This window comes from Flavobacterium hibernum (assembly GCF_000832125.1).
Classification (GTDB): Bacteria; Bacteroidota; Bacteroidia; order Flavobacteriales; family Flavobacteriaceae; genus Flavobacterium; species Flavobacterium hibernum.
Window position 1 is genome coordinate 487,832 of sequence record NZ_JPRK01000005.1, and the last position, 15,645, is coordinate 503,476.

At 33.6% G+C, this 15,645-nt stretch carries 12 protein-coding genes; 8 read left to right on the top strand and 4 right to left on the bottom strand.

The window, feature by feature from the left end; translation table 11 throughout:
* Nucleotides 1-41: 41 nt before the first annotated feature.
* Nucleotides 42-2,681, bottom strand: coding sequence for a TonB-dependent receptor (locus IW18_RS06395; protein ID WP_052480097.1), 2,640 nt, complete (start codon nucleotides 2,679-2,681; stop codon nucleotides 42-44).
* A 163-nt stretch (nucleotides 2,682-2,844) separates the two neighbouring features.
* Between IW18_RS06395 and IW18_RS06400 the strand changes: the two genes are divergently transcribed.
* Both IW18_RS06400 and IW18_RS06405 read left to right on the top strand, forming a co-directional pair.
* Entirely contained in the window at nucleotides 2,845-3,870 is a 1,026-nt protein-coding gene (locus IW18_RS06400; protein ID WP_041516743.1) for a LacI family DNA-binding transcriptional regulator, read from the top strand.
* Between the two features lie 41 nt (nucleotides 3,871-3,911).
* The gene (locus IW18_RS06405; protein WP_041516744.1) at nucleotides 3,912-4,265 is read left to right on the top strand and encodes a hypothetical protein; all 354 of its coding nucleotides are present in this window, start codon (nucleotides 3,912-3,914) and stop codon (nucleotides 4,263-4,265) included.
* 67 nt (nucleotides 4,266-4,332) lie between these two features.
* Here IW18_RS06405 and IW18_RS06410 read toward each other — a convergent pair whose 3' ends face one another.
* From IW18_RS06410 to IW18_RS06420, 3 genes are all read right to left on the bottom strand, one after another.
* Nucleotides 4,333-5,133 (bottom strand): T9SS type A sorting domain-containing protein, encoded by an 801-nt coding sequence (locus IW18_RS06410; protein WP_041516745.1) that lies wholly within the window; start codon nucleotides 5,131-5,133, stop codon nucleotides 4,333-4,335.
* A 185-nt stretch (nucleotides 5,134-5,318) separates the two neighbouring features.
* Nucleotides 5,319-5,804, bottom strand: a complete 486-nt coding sequence (locus IW18_RS06415; RefSeq protein WP_123902562.1) for a hypothetical protein — start codon at nucleotides 5,802-5,804, stop codon at nucleotides 5,319-5,321.
* 122 nt (nucleotides 5,805-5,926) lie between these two features.
* The gene (locus IW18_RS06420; RefSeq protein ID WP_041516747.1) at nucleotides 5,927-6,478 is read right to left on the bottom strand and encodes a hypothetical protein; all 552 of its coding nucleotides are present in this window, start codon (nucleotides 6,476-6,478) and stop codon (nucleotides 5,927-5,929) included.
* A gap of 116 nt (nucleotides 6,479-6,594) precedes the next feature.
* Here IW18_RS06420 and IW18_RS06425 point away from each other — a divergent pair, with 116 nt between their 5' ends.
* The 6 genes from IW18_RS06425 (at nucleotide 6,595) to IW18_RS06450 (ending at nucleotide 15,641) form a co-directional block, all read left to right on the top strand.
* Nucleotides 6,595-9,369 carry a 2-oxoglutarate dehydrogenase E1 component gene (locus tag IW18_RS06425; RefSeq protein ID WP_041516748.1) on the top strand — a complete coding sequence of 925 codons (2,775 nt, stop codon included), beginning with the start codon at nucleotides 6,595-6,597 and terminating at the stop codon, nucleotides 9,367-9,369.
* Nucleotides 9,370-9,451: 82 nt separating this feature from the next.
* Entirely contained in the window at nucleotides 9,452-10,687 is a 1,236-nt protein-coding gene (gene odhB / locus IW18_RS06430) for a 2-oxoglutarate dehydrogenase complex dihydrolipoyllysine-residue succinyltransferase (RefSeq protein ID WP_041516749.1), read from the top strand.
* A 216-nt stretch (nucleotides 10,688-10,903) separates the two neighbouring features.
* Entirely contained in the window at nucleotides 10,904-13,372 is a 2,469-nt protein-coding gene (locus tag IW18_RS06435) for a TonB-dependent receptor (protein ID WP_041516750.1), read from the top strand.
* A gap of 58 nt (nucleotides 13,373-13,430) precedes the next feature.
* The gene (locus IW18_RS06440; protein ID WP_041516751.1) at nucleotides 13,431-13,763 is read left to right on the top strand and encodes a hypothetical protein; all 333 of its coding nucleotides are present in this window, start codon (nucleotides 13,431-13,433) and stop codon (nucleotides 13,761-13,763) included.
* Nucleotides 13,764-13,781: 18 nt separating this feature from the next.
* Nucleotides 13,782-14,084 (top strand): hypothetical protein, encoded by a 303-nt coding sequence (locus IW18_RS06445; RefSeq protein WP_041516752.1) that lies wholly within the window; start codon nucleotides 13,782-13,784, stop codon nucleotides 14,082-14,084.
* 3 nt (nucleotides 14,085-14,087) lie between these two features.
* Nucleotides 14,088-15,641: a PepSY-associated TM helix domain-containing protein gene (locus IW18_RS06450; protein ID WP_041516753.1), complete on the top strand. Its 1,554-nt coding sequence runs from the start codon at nucleotides 14,088-14,090 to the stop codon at nucleotides 15,639-15,641.
* Nucleotides 15,642-15,645 lie beyond the last annotated feature (4 nt).

Here is a 15,645-nt window from a genome sequence, read left to right on the forward strand (position 1 = left end):
TATTTTTTTTTACGGATTACATCCAAACAGTTTATATAAATTTAGAAATTAATCGCTACCGAAAATCTAAACGCGCGTCCTAAAATAGGTCTTGCCATAAACACATCGCTTGCCGCAGATGTTGTTTGTCTTGGATCTCCTTCGGTCAAACCAATTTCATTGAATAAGTTCGAAGCATCAACTGCAAAACGAAGATTATTATAGGTATAATTTAAACCTGCTCCAACTTCTTTATAAGCCGGTAAAACTTGTCTGTTATCCTGATTCGTGAATTTTTTATCATAATAAGAAAACTGAACATAAGCCGTAAGGTCTTTTGTAATATCAACTTCTGGTCTTAAATTACAGAAGAATTTAGGGATTCTTCTGGCGGTATTTCCGTTGAAATCAAAAGTAGAACCATCAGCATTTGTTCCTGTAAAGTTATCGTATTCCGGTTTTTGAACTGTGAATGTAAAATTCAGTTTTACAATACTATATCTCGCATTAGTTTCTACTTCAAGACCAATATTATTTACGTCGGCAAATTTGTTTTCAGAACTTCCGTCAGATAAAATATCAGTGAAAGCAACATTCTTTAAACCCATGTGAAATAAATTCGCATTTACGGAGAAGAATGAACTCGCATATTTATACCCCAATTCAAACTGATTTACTTCAGTATTTTGAAGTTTGCTTAAATCTGCTGCATTATCATAAAAAGATTCTTCGATTGGAGATCTAAATCCGTGGCTGTAACGAACGTATGAAGCCATCTTGTCACTAAATTTGTAATTCCCTGCCGCAGTATAAGACCATTCGCTTACATCATATCTCCAATACGTATAAGGATTTCCTTTTACCGTTGTCACAGCATCATCTGCAGTATTATTGTCTAAGATTCCTAGATTTTCTGCAAAAAATCTTGCGTTATCTCTATAACCAGAATATTTATCTTTATTATATCTTAAACCCGCATTGAACGTTAAATTATCAGTCGCTTTAATTTCGGCGTCAGCATAAATATCATTCAAAAGGCCTTTAGTCTGCGCATCTCTTTCTAACCAAGTAATTCTCTCGATACCGTTCCAGGTATGATCTACTCCAGTTGTGTTGTCTTTTACATTTAACAATCTCGGATTATCCGAAACGCCAACTAAATACGAATTCCAGTTCCAGTATTGATTCGATTTCCAATTGGAATAATAATAACCAGCGGTCAATTTTACAGGATCTAAATCAAATGAAAAAGAGAAATTATTCGCAAAATTGTTCATCTTTTTATCGATATGCCAAAGATCTGCTCTCATAATTAAAGCGTTTGGATCCAGTTTTTGACCATTATCTACATAAGAATATGTTAGATTACTGGCTGTAGTATTTTGAACAGTTGTTGCATATCCATCTTGTGTCCACGGTCCTCCATTTGGGAAAATTGCATTGTAATTCAAATCAATATTGGTGTTTTTGAAAGAATTTTTGAATGTTACTTTATCAGATATTTTTTTCTTGAATTCCGCTCCAATAGAGTTGATAATTGGATGTGAACCATCTTCAAGATCTGCGCTAAAAGTTCCTCCACCATATTGAGGTACATTTAAATGGCTAAAATTTACTGAAGTCAAAGTTCCATAATTTGGATTAAAACCAGGTATTCCTTCTACTTTTCCGTTGTTGCTTTTTAGAGGAATTGGTAAATAAAATGCATTTCGGTCGTCAAGATGCTTAAAATTTACTCTCAAATAGTCGTCGTCATCAAATTTATAGGTAATGTTTCCTTTTATCTGTCCACCTTTATTGGCTGTAAAACCTGTATTTCTTACACCATTATCGGCTCTATAAAAACCTCCAACATTAAAAAATAATTTATCCTGAATTAAAGCGCCTGATAAATTAAGATCAGTTCTAAACATTCCGTAATCTGAAGTCGTAAATTTTGCTCTTCCCTTAAATTCATTTTGACCAGTTTTTGAGATAAAATTGATAATTCCACCTGGAGCGTTGTTTGCAAAAATTGAGGCAGAACCTCCACGAACAGCTTCCATTTTGTTTACGGTTTCGTCTAGTCTATAAAAAGTATCGGCATTGGCAAATTGCAAAGCACCATCTTCAAAAACCGGTAAACCATCTTCCTGAATCTGTACATATTCGTAAGCTCCTGCTGACGGGATTCCTCTTGCAAAAAGGTTATTTCCTATTTCTCCTCCCGATGCTTCAACCACAAATCCGGGAATCGTTTGAAGCAAAGCTGCTGTACTTGACGGCGCTCTGTCTTCGATTGCTTTTGCGCCCATTGTAGTAATTGCAACACTAGATTCTAATTTTGATCTTGGTGCCGATGATCCTGTTACAACAACTTCTTTTAAACTTTGTGATTCTCCTTCGAGTAATAAATTTACTTCTAAAGATTCTCCTTCTTTTAACGCAATTTTTTTCTCGAAGGTTTTGTAACCCACATTGGTTGCAATTATGGTATATGTTCCTGCTTCGATGTTTGAGAATGCATATTCTCCGTTTTCATTTGTAACAGTACTTTTTCCTGTTTCTTTAATCGAAACATTTGCTCCGGGAACTGTAACTCCGCTGTCGTCGAGTACTTTTCCAAAAACTTTAGCTGCATTTTGGGCAAACCCTTTATTTGGTAAAAAAAATAGGCAAAACATTAAAAATAATGTACCTAAATACTGGTGTAGCTTTTTCATTTTTTTGTTTGGTTAGTTAGTAATTATGGTTATTACTGTCAAACTTAACAACTAATTATAAGGAATATAGGAATTAAAAATCGAAAACGTTTTCGAAATGACCTAAAACGTTTTCGGAAGTTAATTTTTTATCAATCCGTTTTATTTTTAGTACTTTTATTTTATGAATGACACAAAATTAATAGATATAGCCTCGGCATTAGGAATTTCGGTTACTACGGTTTCAAAAGCCTTAAAAGGATATACTGATATTAGCAAATCTACCCGAGCCAGAGTGATTGAAATGGCCGAAACGATGAATTATATTCCTAATTCTGTTGCGGTAAATCTAAGAACTAATGAGACCAAAACTATTGGTGTCATTATTCCGGCTACTGTACATCACTTTTTCTCCAGCGTACTAAATGGTATTTTAGAAGAAGCCGAAAAAAGAGGTTATCTGGTCATTATATTACAATCTAACGAAAAATATGAACTCGAGAAAAAACAACTTGCCTTATTGATTCAAAAAAGGGTTGATGGTGTTTTGATGTCACTCTCAAACGAAACTGATGATTTCTCTCATATTAATGACGCTATTAAAAAAAATACTCCTGTGGTTTTATTTGATAAAATTGCAAAAAGAGTTGATTGTTCTAAAGTTGTTATTAATGATGCAAAAGCTGCTTTTGATGCCGTTTCGTACCTTATTAATAAGGGCTACAAAAGAATTGCACATTTTAGAGGCTCGTATGTTCCTCAAAACTCTATCGATCGTTTCTTAGGCTATAAAAGAGCGCTTGAGGCGCACGGAATTGAATACGATTCGAAATTGGTTTATGTTTGCGACAACAATACTGATTTTGAAGATGGTTACGAAAATGCTCAAAAAATAATGGCCGAGAACCCGGATATCGATGCTATTTTTGCGATTACTGATTTAGTTGCCATCGGGATTATTAAATACTTTAATGAGGCTGGAATAAAAACGCCGGAACAAGTGGCTGTTTTTGGATTTAGCAATTGGTTTATGAGTACTGTAATTTCTCCCAAATTAACTACAATAGATCAGCCCGGATTTGAAATGGGACACACAGCAGTTTCGATTTTAATTGATGAAATTGCCGATATTAAAGAGCATCGACCGGTGACACATCAAATTATTGAACTTCCTACAAGAATCATTGAAAGAGAATCGACAGTTAAATGATTTTTTAGTTTTAACTTTGCGTCAATTATTAAAAAGCATCAATGTTTCCGATTCCTGAAAATACCGATATTTTATTGGCTGATGCCGAAAAAGATAATTTATATCTAAGTCTGATTGAACAAATTAATAAAGACTTTAATTTGGCAAATGAAGGAATTGATTTTCCGATGAGTATTTCTCCTGAAGAATTAAAAATTCAGCTCCACGAAAAAATCTACAGAATGATTCAGTACAAATTTGCTGAATATTTAAACCTTCTTTATATTATTGATGTATCTGAAAGTGAGATAAAAAAACTCGATGGTTCTGATTTAGTGATTCTTGCCGAACAAGTTGCTTTTTTAATTTTAAAACGAGAATGGCAAAAAGTTTGGTTTAGAAATTATTACAAATAAGCAATCATAATTAATAAAAAAAAAGAGCCGAATTAAGTTTTAATTCGGCTCTTTTTTTTGGCAATATTTAATCTACCACTAATTTTACTGATTTCTGACCTTCATCAGATTTTACTTTTACGATATAAAGACCTGTATTTAATCCAAACGAAATATCTGCATCAGTTTGCAATGATTTAGTCAATGCGCCTGTCATACCATAAATATCAATTTTTGTATTTGATTTTACGTTGGTTACAAAAACTTCTTTTCCATTAGAAAAAACATTTGCAGTCATGTCTACTTTAAAATCATTTACTCCTAAAGCACCAATTAATTGCGTTGTGCCTATTGTTCCGGTTATTTCAATTTTATAAATATTAACTCCGGTACCTGCACTTGTGTAAATAAAAATATTTCCACTTGTTTGAGTATACTGCGCCTCAAGAATTGTAGGCGTTGCAGAATTGGCAGAACTTGCACTTCCTATTTCTGTTGTGCCATCTGTAACCTTAATAGAGCGACTACCGCCACCGCCACTGGTAAACCAAATTTTTATGGTTCCTGCTCCACTTGGTGCAAAATACAAATAACGTTCTGTTGGTTTATTTGCAGTAAAAACGGATGCCTGTCCCATTCTAAAATATCGAGTTGCATTAAAGCCATCCGAAAAAGCTAAAGTTGATGGAATAATTCCTCCAATTGGTGTTGCGGTAATGGTGACACCAGGAAAAATTCCTAAATTATCTTTTACAGTATTTGCTGTGTAACCTGCAGTCGAAGTTGTCCAATTTGTAGTATCGTTGGTAAAATCCCAAACTTTTTGGGCATTAACATAAGTTACTGAAGATAAAACAGTAATCAGAATAACGAGTAATTTTTTTGTCATAATAAAAGTGTTGTGTTAAAAAATAGCTTTGTACAATTGATTGTTTTTTCATGCAATCATTACACACAAACATAAATTTTAATACCAACTAACACTTTCAGTTTTGCTTTTAAAGCTTTCGGTTTTGTCTACTTTAATCAAAAAATAGTTTTTTTTTAAGAACAATTTTCTGTTGATTTTGAACTTTATTTCTGACGAACAATTTTTTTTAATCTATCAAATTCAGACCAAAGTCCAAATCCATTAGTATCTAATTTGCTTCCTGTAATCTGAAAACGACCGCATTTAAAGCAGATTTTCGCTATTCCAATCGTTCTTTCTTTCTTCTTAAAAATAAAAATATCCCGGTATTCCGCAGCACACGAAGCATAAGAGTCTGGTGACGAATCTTTTTCGCTAAAAACATTTTCAATATCTTTTTGCTGTTTAATTGTTAAGTCTGATTTTTTATAATTATGCTTTTGTAGAATCTTCTCGAAATTTTCTTGTGGAATACTATCAGGAAAATGATGCACAAATAGAGCTATGAACTCTAATTCTTTTTCAGTATTTCTATCTTTTCTAATAATTTTCATAAAATCATCATCAGAAAAATCCAAATAATAATGGTCTATTCCATCTGAATCAAAAAAAGGTCGTAATTCTTTTTTTAAAACTTTCTTATTATTCAAATTTACTTTTTTAGAGTCATTACAACTCGACAACACAATAATAAGAATTATGAAAATATATCTCTTCAATTTTTTCAGATTTAAAAACTTTGAATCTTTGCTACTCTGCAACTTTGAACCTCTTAGAAATAAACTCTCACAAAAGGCATAAATCCAGATCCATAAAGACTTTTATTCGGATCATACAAAACATCGTAACGCGCACCAATCGTGACACTTCCAGTTCTATAACCCGCTCCAAGATATAAGGCCGTATTCCAATAATTATCAGAATAAGAAGGAAAATTATTTACAGCTTTGTAATCTGTATTTACGCGAACTTGCTCTAATTCTGCAGATAATTGAATTTCCGGAATCGGATTTACAAGTCCTACTATACTTCCACCATAAACATAAGAGCTATAATAATTTTTAGAAGACAAATAACCAAATTGCAACCCTACACCAACAGCGACAATCTCGTTTACGTTATAAATTGCACTTGGCATTACAGAAATATCTGTGTACCCAGATCCAATTCCTAAACCAAGTCCGCCACCAAATTGTACTTTGTCCCAAAAATGATTGCTATTGTCTATAACATACTTTTGCTGTGCATTTCCAAAATTGGAAAATAAGACTGCCAAAATCACAAAAAAAGGTCTGAAAACGATTGAGATTTGAATTTTCTTCATAGTTGAGTCTATTTTTAACAAATTTTTACGTAAAAGTACGTAAAAAAAAGATTTAAATAAATGCGATTGTTGTACTTTTGCCTTTCTATTTAACAAAAAGTATATTCACTAATATTATGGATAGGTTTTCATTTTTAAATGCAGCGCATACAGAGTTTTTCGCACAATTATATGATCAATATTTAGTAAACCCAGATAGCGTTGAGCCAAGCTGGAGAAGTTTTTTTCAAGGTTTCGACTTTGGACAAACGACTTATAATGACGAAAATCCAGTTCAACGAATTGTTGAATATGTGACGAGCGAGAACGCAGATTGTAGTTTAGTTTCTGATAAATTACAAAAAGAATTCAATGTATTAAAGTTAATCGATGGTTACCGTACACGTGGGCATTTGTTTACAAAAACAAATCCGGTTCGTGATCGTAGAACATCATCTCCTACTTTAGATATCGAAAATTTCGGATTAACAACTGCTGATCTTACAACAGTTTTTGATGCTGCTCAAGCAATTGGAGTGGCACCAAGCACATTACAAGATATCATAAAACGTCTTCAATCTATTTATTGCCAACACATTGGAATCGAATATATGTATATTCGAAATCCTGGCGTTGTAAAATGGGTTCAGGATAAAATAGGTGTTAATGACAATCAGCCTAACTTCTCTTCAGAAGAAAAGAAAATTATCTTAGACAAATTAAACCAAGCGGTTTCTTTCGAGAACTTCTTACATACTAAATATGTAGGTCAAAAAAGATTTTCACTTGAAGGTGGAGAATCTATCATTCCTGCTTTAGATGCTTTGATCGAACAAGCTGCTGAAAAAGGTGTTGAACAATTCGTAATGGGAATGGCTCACCGTGGTCGTTTGAACGTTTTGGCTAACATCTTCGGAAAATCTACTCAGGACATCTTTGGTGAGTTTGACGGTAAAGATTACGATCAAGAATATTTTGATGGTGACGTAAAATACCACTTAGGTCTTACGGCTGACAAAAAAACAAGAACAGGAAAAAATATCAATATCAATTTAGCACCAAACCCTTCTCACTTAGAAACGGTTGGAGCTGTAATTGAAGGAATCACAAGAGCAAAACAAGATAAATATTTCCCAAATGACTTTTCGAAAGTATTGCCAATTGCTGTTCACGGTGATGCTGCAATTGCTGGACAAGGTATTTTGTATGAAATTATTCAAATGGCATTGCTTGACGGTTACAAAACTGGAGGAACAATTCATATAGTAATCAACAACCAAGTTGGTTTTACTACAAATTATTTAGACGCTCGTTCTTCTACTTATTGTACAGATGTGGCCAAAGTAACTCTTTCACCAGTATTACACGTAAATGCTGATGATGCTGAAGCTGTTGTACATGCAGTATCTTTTGCATTGGATTACAGAATGCAATTTGGACGTGACGTATTTATTGACTTATTAGGTTACAGAAAATATGGTCATAACGAAGGTGATGAACCTCGTTTTACACAACCTGTTTTATACAAAATCATTGCAAAACATAAAAACCCAAGAGATATTTATGCTGAAAAGTTATTATCTGATGGTGTAATTACTGCAACTTATGTAAATGCTTTAGAAAAAGAATACAAATCTAGAATGGAGGAGAACTTAGAAGCTTCACGTAAAAAAGATTTGACTATTATAACTCCATTCATGAAAAACGAATGGAACGGATTTGTTCAGGTAACTGATACGCAAATGCTTGAAAAAGTTAATACTTCTTTCGACAAAAGCGGATTGGATTCTATCATAAACACAATCTCAACATTACCATCTGACAAGAAATTTATCAGTAAAATAACTAAAATTGTTACGGATAGAAAAACTGGATACGACAACAACACTATTGACTGGGGAACTGCTGAAGCATTGGCTTACGGTTCACTTTTGACTGAAGGGTTTGATGTTCGTATTTCAGGTCAGGACGTAGAGCGTGGTACATTCTCTCACCGTCATGCTGTAGTAAAAGTTGAAGATTCTGAAGAAGAAGTAATTCTACTTGACGGTATCGAAAACAAAAAAGGAAAATTTGGCGTATTCAATTCACTTTTATCTGAATACGGTGTACTTGGTTTTGATTATGGATATGCATTGGCTAATCCAAATGCTTTAACTATTTGGGAAGCACAATTTGGAGATTTCTCTAATGGAGCCCAAATAATGATTGACCAGTACATTTCATGTGGTGAAGATAAATGGAACAACCAAAACGGTATTGTTTTATTACTACCACACGGATATGAAGGTCAAGGAGCTGAACACTCATCTGCAAGAATGGAGCGTTATTTACAACTTTGTGCAAGACATAATATGTATGTTGCTGATTGTACAACTCCTGCCAACTTCTTCCACTTGTTGAGAAGACAGATGAAAACAAATTTCCGTAAACCTTTGGTAGTTTTCTCTCCAAAAAGTTTATTGCGTGATCCAAGATGTGTTTCTACAGTTGAAGAATTAGCTAACGGAACTTTCCAGGAAACTATCGATGATACTTCTGTAAACAAAAAAGATGTGAAAACATTGGTTTTTGTTACTGGTAAATTCTACTATGACATCGTTGCAGAAAGAGAAAATAACGGAAGAAATGACGTTGCAGTGGTTCGTATCGAGCAATTATTCCCTTTCCCAGTAGAGCAAATCAAAGAAATCATTGCACAATATCCAAATGCTGATGATTATGTTTGGGCACAAGAAGAACCTAAAAACATGGGAGCTTATAGCTTTATGTTAATGAACTTTGATCTTGTAAAATGGAGATTAGCTTCATTAAAAGCTTATTCTGCTCCGGCATCAGGAAGTTACACACGTGCAAAACGTCGTCATGCAGATGCAATTAGAATGGTTTTCGATAAAAATTTATTCAGATAAAAAATTAGTTTAACGTTTACGGCTTAAAGCACAACCAAACACTTTAAGCCTTAAACAATACAAACCTTAAACAAAAACAAAGATGATTTTAGAAATGAAAGTCCCATCACCAGGGGAATCAATAAAAGAAGTTGAAATTGCAACTTGGTTAGTAAAAGACGGAGATTATGTAGAAAAAGATCAAGCTATTGCTGAAGTTGACTCAGACAAAGCAACTCTTGAATTACCTGCTGAAATGAGCGGAATTATTACGCTAAAAGCTGAAGAAGGTGATGCAGTTGCAGTAGGAGCTGTAGTTTGTTTAATTGATACAGATGGTGTAAAACCTGCAGGTGATGCTCCGGCGGCTCCAGCGGCTGAAGCTCCTAAAGCTGAAGCTCCAAAGGCAGAAGTGAAAGCTGAAGCTCCAAAAGCAGCACCAGCACCAGCAGCAACTTATGCTACAGGAGCTCCATCTCCAGCGGCAAGAAAAATATTAGACGAAAAAAATATAGCACCAGCAACTGTTTCAGGAACTGGTAAAGGCGGAAGAATTACTAAAGATGATGCTGTAAATGCAGTACCATCTATGGGAACTCCAACTGGTGGAAACCGTGGATCTGAGCGTACAAAATTATCAATGTTACGTCGTAAAGTAGCAGAGAGATTAGTTGCAGCTAAAAACGAAACTGCAATGTTAACTACTTTCAACGAAGTTAACATGACGCCAATTAACCAAATTCGTAACGAATACAAAGATGCTTTTAAAGCAAAACACGGTGGTCTAGGTTTAGGTTACATGTCTTTCTTTACAAAAGCAGTTACAAGAGCTTTACAATTATATCCGGATGTAAACTCTATGATGGATGGTGATTATAAAATAGCTTATGACTTTGCTGATATTTCAATTGCTGTTTCAGGACCAAAAGGTTTAATGGTTCCTGTAGTTCGTAATGCCGAAAACTTAACTTTCCGTGGAGTTGAAGCTGAAATTAAAAGATTAGCACTTAGAGCTCGTGATGGTCAAATCACTGTTGACGATATGACTGGCGGAACTTTTACTATTACTAATGGTGGTGTTTTTGGAAGTATGTTAAGTACTCCAATTATCAATCCTCCACAATCAGGAATTTTAGGAATGCACAACATTATTGAGCGTCCAATTGCTGTAAATGGTAAAGTTGAAATTCACCCAATGATGTATGTAGCTCTTTCTTATGATCACAGAATTATCGACGGACGTGAGTCTGTTGGTTTCTTAGTAGCTGTAAAAGAAGCTTTAGAAAATCCATTAGAATTATTGATGAATGGTGACGCTAAACGTGCTTTAGAGTTGTAATTTCATGTAATTTCGATTATAATAAAAAACCTGTTCATTCATTTGAACAGGTTTTTTTTATACAAATCTTACTTAAGATTTGCTTAAGATGTTAATTTTTTAAAAAAACTAAAATTTTATCCTCAAAAAAATATTTTATTTAGAATAAATAAGAATAACTTGTTTAGTTGGCGCTCAACCACTAAATTTGCGCTATTAAAATCAATTCTAAATAAGATGAAATATAAATTTGTAATTTCTTTTTTAAGTTTTTGTCTTTTTCTTTTAGTGAGCACAACAATCTCTGCACAAGAAAAGGCGACGGTAAAAGGTAAGATAACCTTGAATGATAATGAATCGCCAGAAGGCATTTCTTTGGCTCTAAAGGGAACAAGATTTGGTGCAAGTACTGACCAAGATGGTAACTACAAAATAAAAAACGTAAAACCCGGAACTTACACTTTAAAAGTTTCCGCAATTGGATATACTTCTACTGAAAAAAAGATTACAATTAAGGAAGGTGATGAACTTACTGAGAACTTTAACCTTAGTTCAAATTCAGAAGAATTAACAGAAGTTCTGGTAAATGGTAGAAAAAATCGTTTTGCTCGCAAAGAAAGTCAAGTAGTATCAAGATTGCCTCTTAAAAATCTTGAAAATCCGCAAGTATACTCTACTATTACAGGAGAGGTTTTAAAAGAACAAGTGGTAACCACTTTTGATGATGCCTTAAAAAATGCACCTGGTATTACTCAACTTTGGGCTTCAACAGGTCGTGGCGGAGATGGCGCAGGTTATTACTCTCTAAGAGGTTTTGCCGTTCAACCTACTATGGTTAATGGATTACCTGGTTTAACAAACGGAAGCTTAGATCCTGCAAATGTTGATAGAATTGAAATTATTAAAGGACCATCTGGAACATTATTTGGAAGTAGTTTAATCTCTTACGGAGGTCTAATAAACACAACTACTAAAAAACCTTATAAAACGTTTGGTGGAGAAGTAAATTATACTGGCGGAAGTTATGGTTTAAATCGTGTAACTGTAGACTTGAACACACCACTAAACGACAAAAAAACTTTAAACTTTAGAATTAACTCTGCTTATAGCAAACAAGAAAGTTTTCAAGATGCAGGTTTTAGAGAATCTTTTTTTATCGCACCATCTTTATCTTACGAAGTAAATGACCGATTATCATTTTTGATAAACACTGAATTTATGAGTAACGAAACAACAAACCCAACGATGTTGTTTTTAGACAGAAGTAATCCTTTACTCGTTCATAATATTTCTGACTTAAAATACGATAATAAACGCTCATACACCAGTAATGAACTTACGTTAAAAACGCCTTCATATAATTTACAAGGGCAAATGTTCTATAAAATTTCTGATCAATGGAAATCACAAACAGCCTTTGCTTCAAGCACTGCAAAATCAACTGGTAATTATGCTTACCTATACGAAGGAACTGCTTACGTACCACAAATTACTGAAGGAATTGTACTTAATAGATATTTCAACTATCAGGACAATAAAAACACATCTATAGACATTCAACAAAATTTTATTGGTGACTTTAAAATTGGAAATTTAAGAAACAGACTTGTTGTTGGTTTCGATTATTTTAATAGAACAGCGGTAGACCATAATTCTGGATATTTTGGAAATGGCGCTGTTTATATAGGTGATGATTTAGCCGCTTTTAATGCTATTTACGGACCTTCAAATGGTGATACAGGAAAATTAACAAAAGCGGCATCTGATGCAATTGTAGGCAACAGCCCAAGAAATGACAACAAAACAAAACAAGAAGTTTACAGCGCTTACTTTTCGAATGTAATTAACTTTACTCCTGCTCTATCAGCAATGGTAAGTTTACGTGCTGACCGTTTTATTAATAGTGGAGATGTTTCTACAGATGCAGATAATTACAATCAAACGGCATTCTCTCCAAAATTTGGTCTAGTATACCAACCAATAATTGACAAAGTTTCTCTTTTTGCAAACTACATGAATGGTTTTGCCAATGTAGCTCCCGGTGCAGATCGTGTTGAAGGAATTTCTACCCCAAGAACTTTTAATCCAGAACATGCTAATCAATTTGAAGCAGGAACAAAACTGAATATTTTTAAAGACAAAGTCTATGCTACTTTCAGTTATTATGACATTAAAGTATCTGATCAGGTTTACGTTGTAGAAACGCCAAGTTCAGATCCAGCAAATATTCCGGCCAATCAAACTTCATATCAAAATGGAGGACAGCATAATAAAGGTTTCGAGGCCGAAATTGTTTCAAACCCAATAAACGGTTTAAACATCATTTTAGGATACAGCTACAACGATTCTAAACTAACTGCTGGAGATCATGATTTCGTAGGTTTCAGACCTGAAAGTGCAGGACCTTATAACTTAGCAAACCTTTGGGCTAGTTATAAATTTACTAACGGAACATTGAGAGGATTTGGTTTAGGTCTTGGCGGAAATTATGTTGGTGATAACAAAATCATGAATAGAAATACAGCTGGAACATTTACTATTCATGAATATGCAGCATTAAATACATCATTATTTTATAGTACTGAAAGATTCTCTATTAATCTAAAAGTAAACAATCTTACAAACGAACAAATTTATGATGGTTGGTCAACAATTCATCCTAAAGATCCTAGAACTTTTGCAGCAAGCTTTAGCTATAAATTCTAATAAAAAACAAAACACCTTTTTGCTTGAGCAGAAAGGTGTTTTTTAAATCCATAAAATCATGATAACAATTGCTAGCCTTATCGTTTTTTTAGCTTTTTACACTCTATATTACACTTCAAAAAGAGCAACTTTATCGTATGATTTAGGTTTTGAAAAATGGATGAAGAACAATCCTAAACCTACCAAAATTACAGGCTTAGTACTTCTTTTTTTAGCTTATTCAATGTGGCTTTTTACACAATCTTTATGTTGTGGAACTTTGATGTTTTTTATTCAACTAATGACTATTGGAAGCTTGATTATCATTTTGGCGCCATTAAAAAAAATAAGCCGATTTGCAATTATGGCAATTTTCATAATTGTTGCCTTACTAGAATTTTATTACAACTAACTTATTTCTAACCAAAATATGCCAGCAAATCCAAAATATTTAACCCAATCAAAATGGCAACGATTTGCCAAAATTACGGCTGCTATATTGGGCGGCTATTTTGTTTCAATCAGTTTTCACTTAGCATTGGCCGCTTGGTTTAATCGCGCTAATATTCTGATGACAATGGCTTTTTCAGGATTTATACTTTGGGTTGCACTTATGGTGGTTGCTTTTTTAGCAAAAAACGGGTGGAAAATTTGGGGTATTTATATCCTCATTACCTTATTTTTTTCTCTTTTTATTTACCTGGGACAAACCTACAATCCGATAGCAAAATAACTCATGAACAATCGCAATTATAATATCTATTTTCATACGCATACTGTTAGCGGAATTGTTATCAGCGTAGTTCTTTTTGTGATCTTTTTTGCAGGATCTTTTTCTTTCTTTAGAGATGAAATTATCAATTGGGAACGAAGCGAGTCTTCTGCAATAACAAAGGAAATTCAATTAGATTACAATACAGCTTTAAACAAACTCGATAAAGAATATGTTTTGCATGGGCGAAATATTACCATTTCGAAACCTAGTAACGAAAGAAGAGTTGCCGTTTATCTGGAAGGCACAAAAGATACTTTGGCTCCAGCCAAACAAAAAGAAGGATCATTTTTTTATCTCGACACTAAAACCTTTAAAACTTTTACTTACGCAGAATCCTATTCTCTTGGAGAGTTTTTATACCGTTTACACTTTTTAGCGCAAATTCCATATCCTGTTGGGTATTACCTTTCTGGCTTTACTGCATTATTTTTCCTATTTGCAATTGTAACCGGACTGTTATTACATTGGAAAAAAATAGTTTCAAACTTTTACATTTTCCGCCCAAAAGAAAAATTAAAAACACTTTGGACAGATGCGCACACAGCTTTAGGAATGATTGGTTTACCATTTCAATTTGTTTACGCAGTAACGGGAGCATTTTTCATGATTAAGCTCTTAATCGTAGCGCCAGCTGTAATGGCTTTATATCAAGGCGATCAGGACAAATTATACAAAGAACTAGAATATAATGATCCTGATTATAAATTTGACAATAAAAAACTAGCAACACCTTTTAATATCGATCAGTTGGTTGCCAAAACAAAAAGCAATTGGTCTGATTTTGATATTACTCGCGTTTTTATTCAGAATTATGGCGATGCCAACATGCATGTTATTGTTGAAGGCGAAATGCAAAATCATAAAAAATTCACCGGAATTGGAAAAATTGTTTACCGAATTTCCGACGGAAAAGAAATTGCAAAGAAAAATCCAATTACGCAGAACAACTATTTAGATGTTGTAAAAAATGTTTTATACAGAATTCACTTTGGTGATTATGGTGGATATGCTTTAAAAATTGTCAGTTTCGTTTTAGGACTTATCACCTGTTTTGTTATTATTTCCGGAGTAATGATTTGGTTAGTAGCCAGACAAAAAAACAATTTACCAGAAAAGAAAAGGCGTTTCAACGCAGCTGTAGTTCGCATTTACTTGGCTATTTGCCTGAGCATGTATCCTATTACTGCACTTTCTTTTATTGTCACAAAAATATTTTACCCATTAAGTCAAGATAATCTGTATTTGGTATATTTTGTGGGATGGCTAGTTCTCACCATCTTTTTTATACTGAAAAAGAATGATGCGTTTACTAATAAATTCTGTTTAATCTCAGGAAGTATTCTTGGATTTTTAATACCAATTACAAACGGAATAGTTTCCGGAAATTGGTTTTGGAAATCATTTTTAGAAAATAAACTTCAGGTTTTCTTTATCGATGTTTTCTGGATTATTCTGGCTTCGATAACACTTTATGTTGCATATACTTTAAAACCCAAAAAAGTTGTTACTTCTTAAATAT

Bases quoted from the DNA above. Each gene is read 5' to 3' on its own strand.
- IW18_RS06400 (WP_041516743.1), top strand. From the start codon at position 2,845: ATGAATGACACAAAATTAATAGATATAGCCTCGGCATTAGGAATTTCG.
- IW18_RS06405 (WP_041516744.1), top strand. From the start codon at position 3,912: ATGTTTCCGATTCCTGAAAATACCGATATTTTATTGGCTGATGCCGAA.
- odhB (WP_041516749.1), top strand. From the start codon at position 9,452: ATGATTTTAGAAATGAAAGTCCCATCACCAGGGGAATCAATAAAAGAA.
- IW18_RS06435 (WP_041516750.1), top strand. From the start codon at position 10,904: ATGAAATATAAATTTGTAATTTCTTTTTTAAGTTTTTGTCTTTTTCTT.
- IW18_RS06420 (WP_041516747.1), bottom strand. From the start codon at position 6,478: ATGAAGAAAATTCAAATCTCAATCGTTTTCAGACCTTTTTTTGTGATT.
- IW18_RS06410 (WP_041516745.1), bottom strand. From the start codon at position 5,133: ATGACAAAAAAATTACTCGTTATTCTGATTACTGTTTTATCTTCAGTA.
- IW18_RS06450 (WP_041516753.1), top strand. From the start codon at position 14,088: ATGAACAATCGCAATTATAATATCTATTTTCATACGCATACTGTTAGC.
- IW18_RS06395 (WP_052480097.1), bottom strand. From the start codon at position 2,681: ATGAAAAAGCTACACCAGTATTTAGGTACATTATTTTTAATGTTTTGC.
- IW18_RS06440 (WP_041516751.1), top strand. From the start codon at position 13,431: ATGATAACAATTGCTAGCCTTATCGTTTTTTTAGCTTTTTACACTCTA.
- IW18_RS06425 (WP_041516748.1), top strand. From the start codon at position 6,595: ATGGATAGGTTTTCATTTTTAAATGCAGCGCATACAGAGTTTTTCGCA.
- IW18_RS06445 (WP_041516752.1), top strand. From the start codon at position 13,782: ATGCCAGCAAATCCAAAATATTTAACCCAATCAAAATGGCAACGATTT.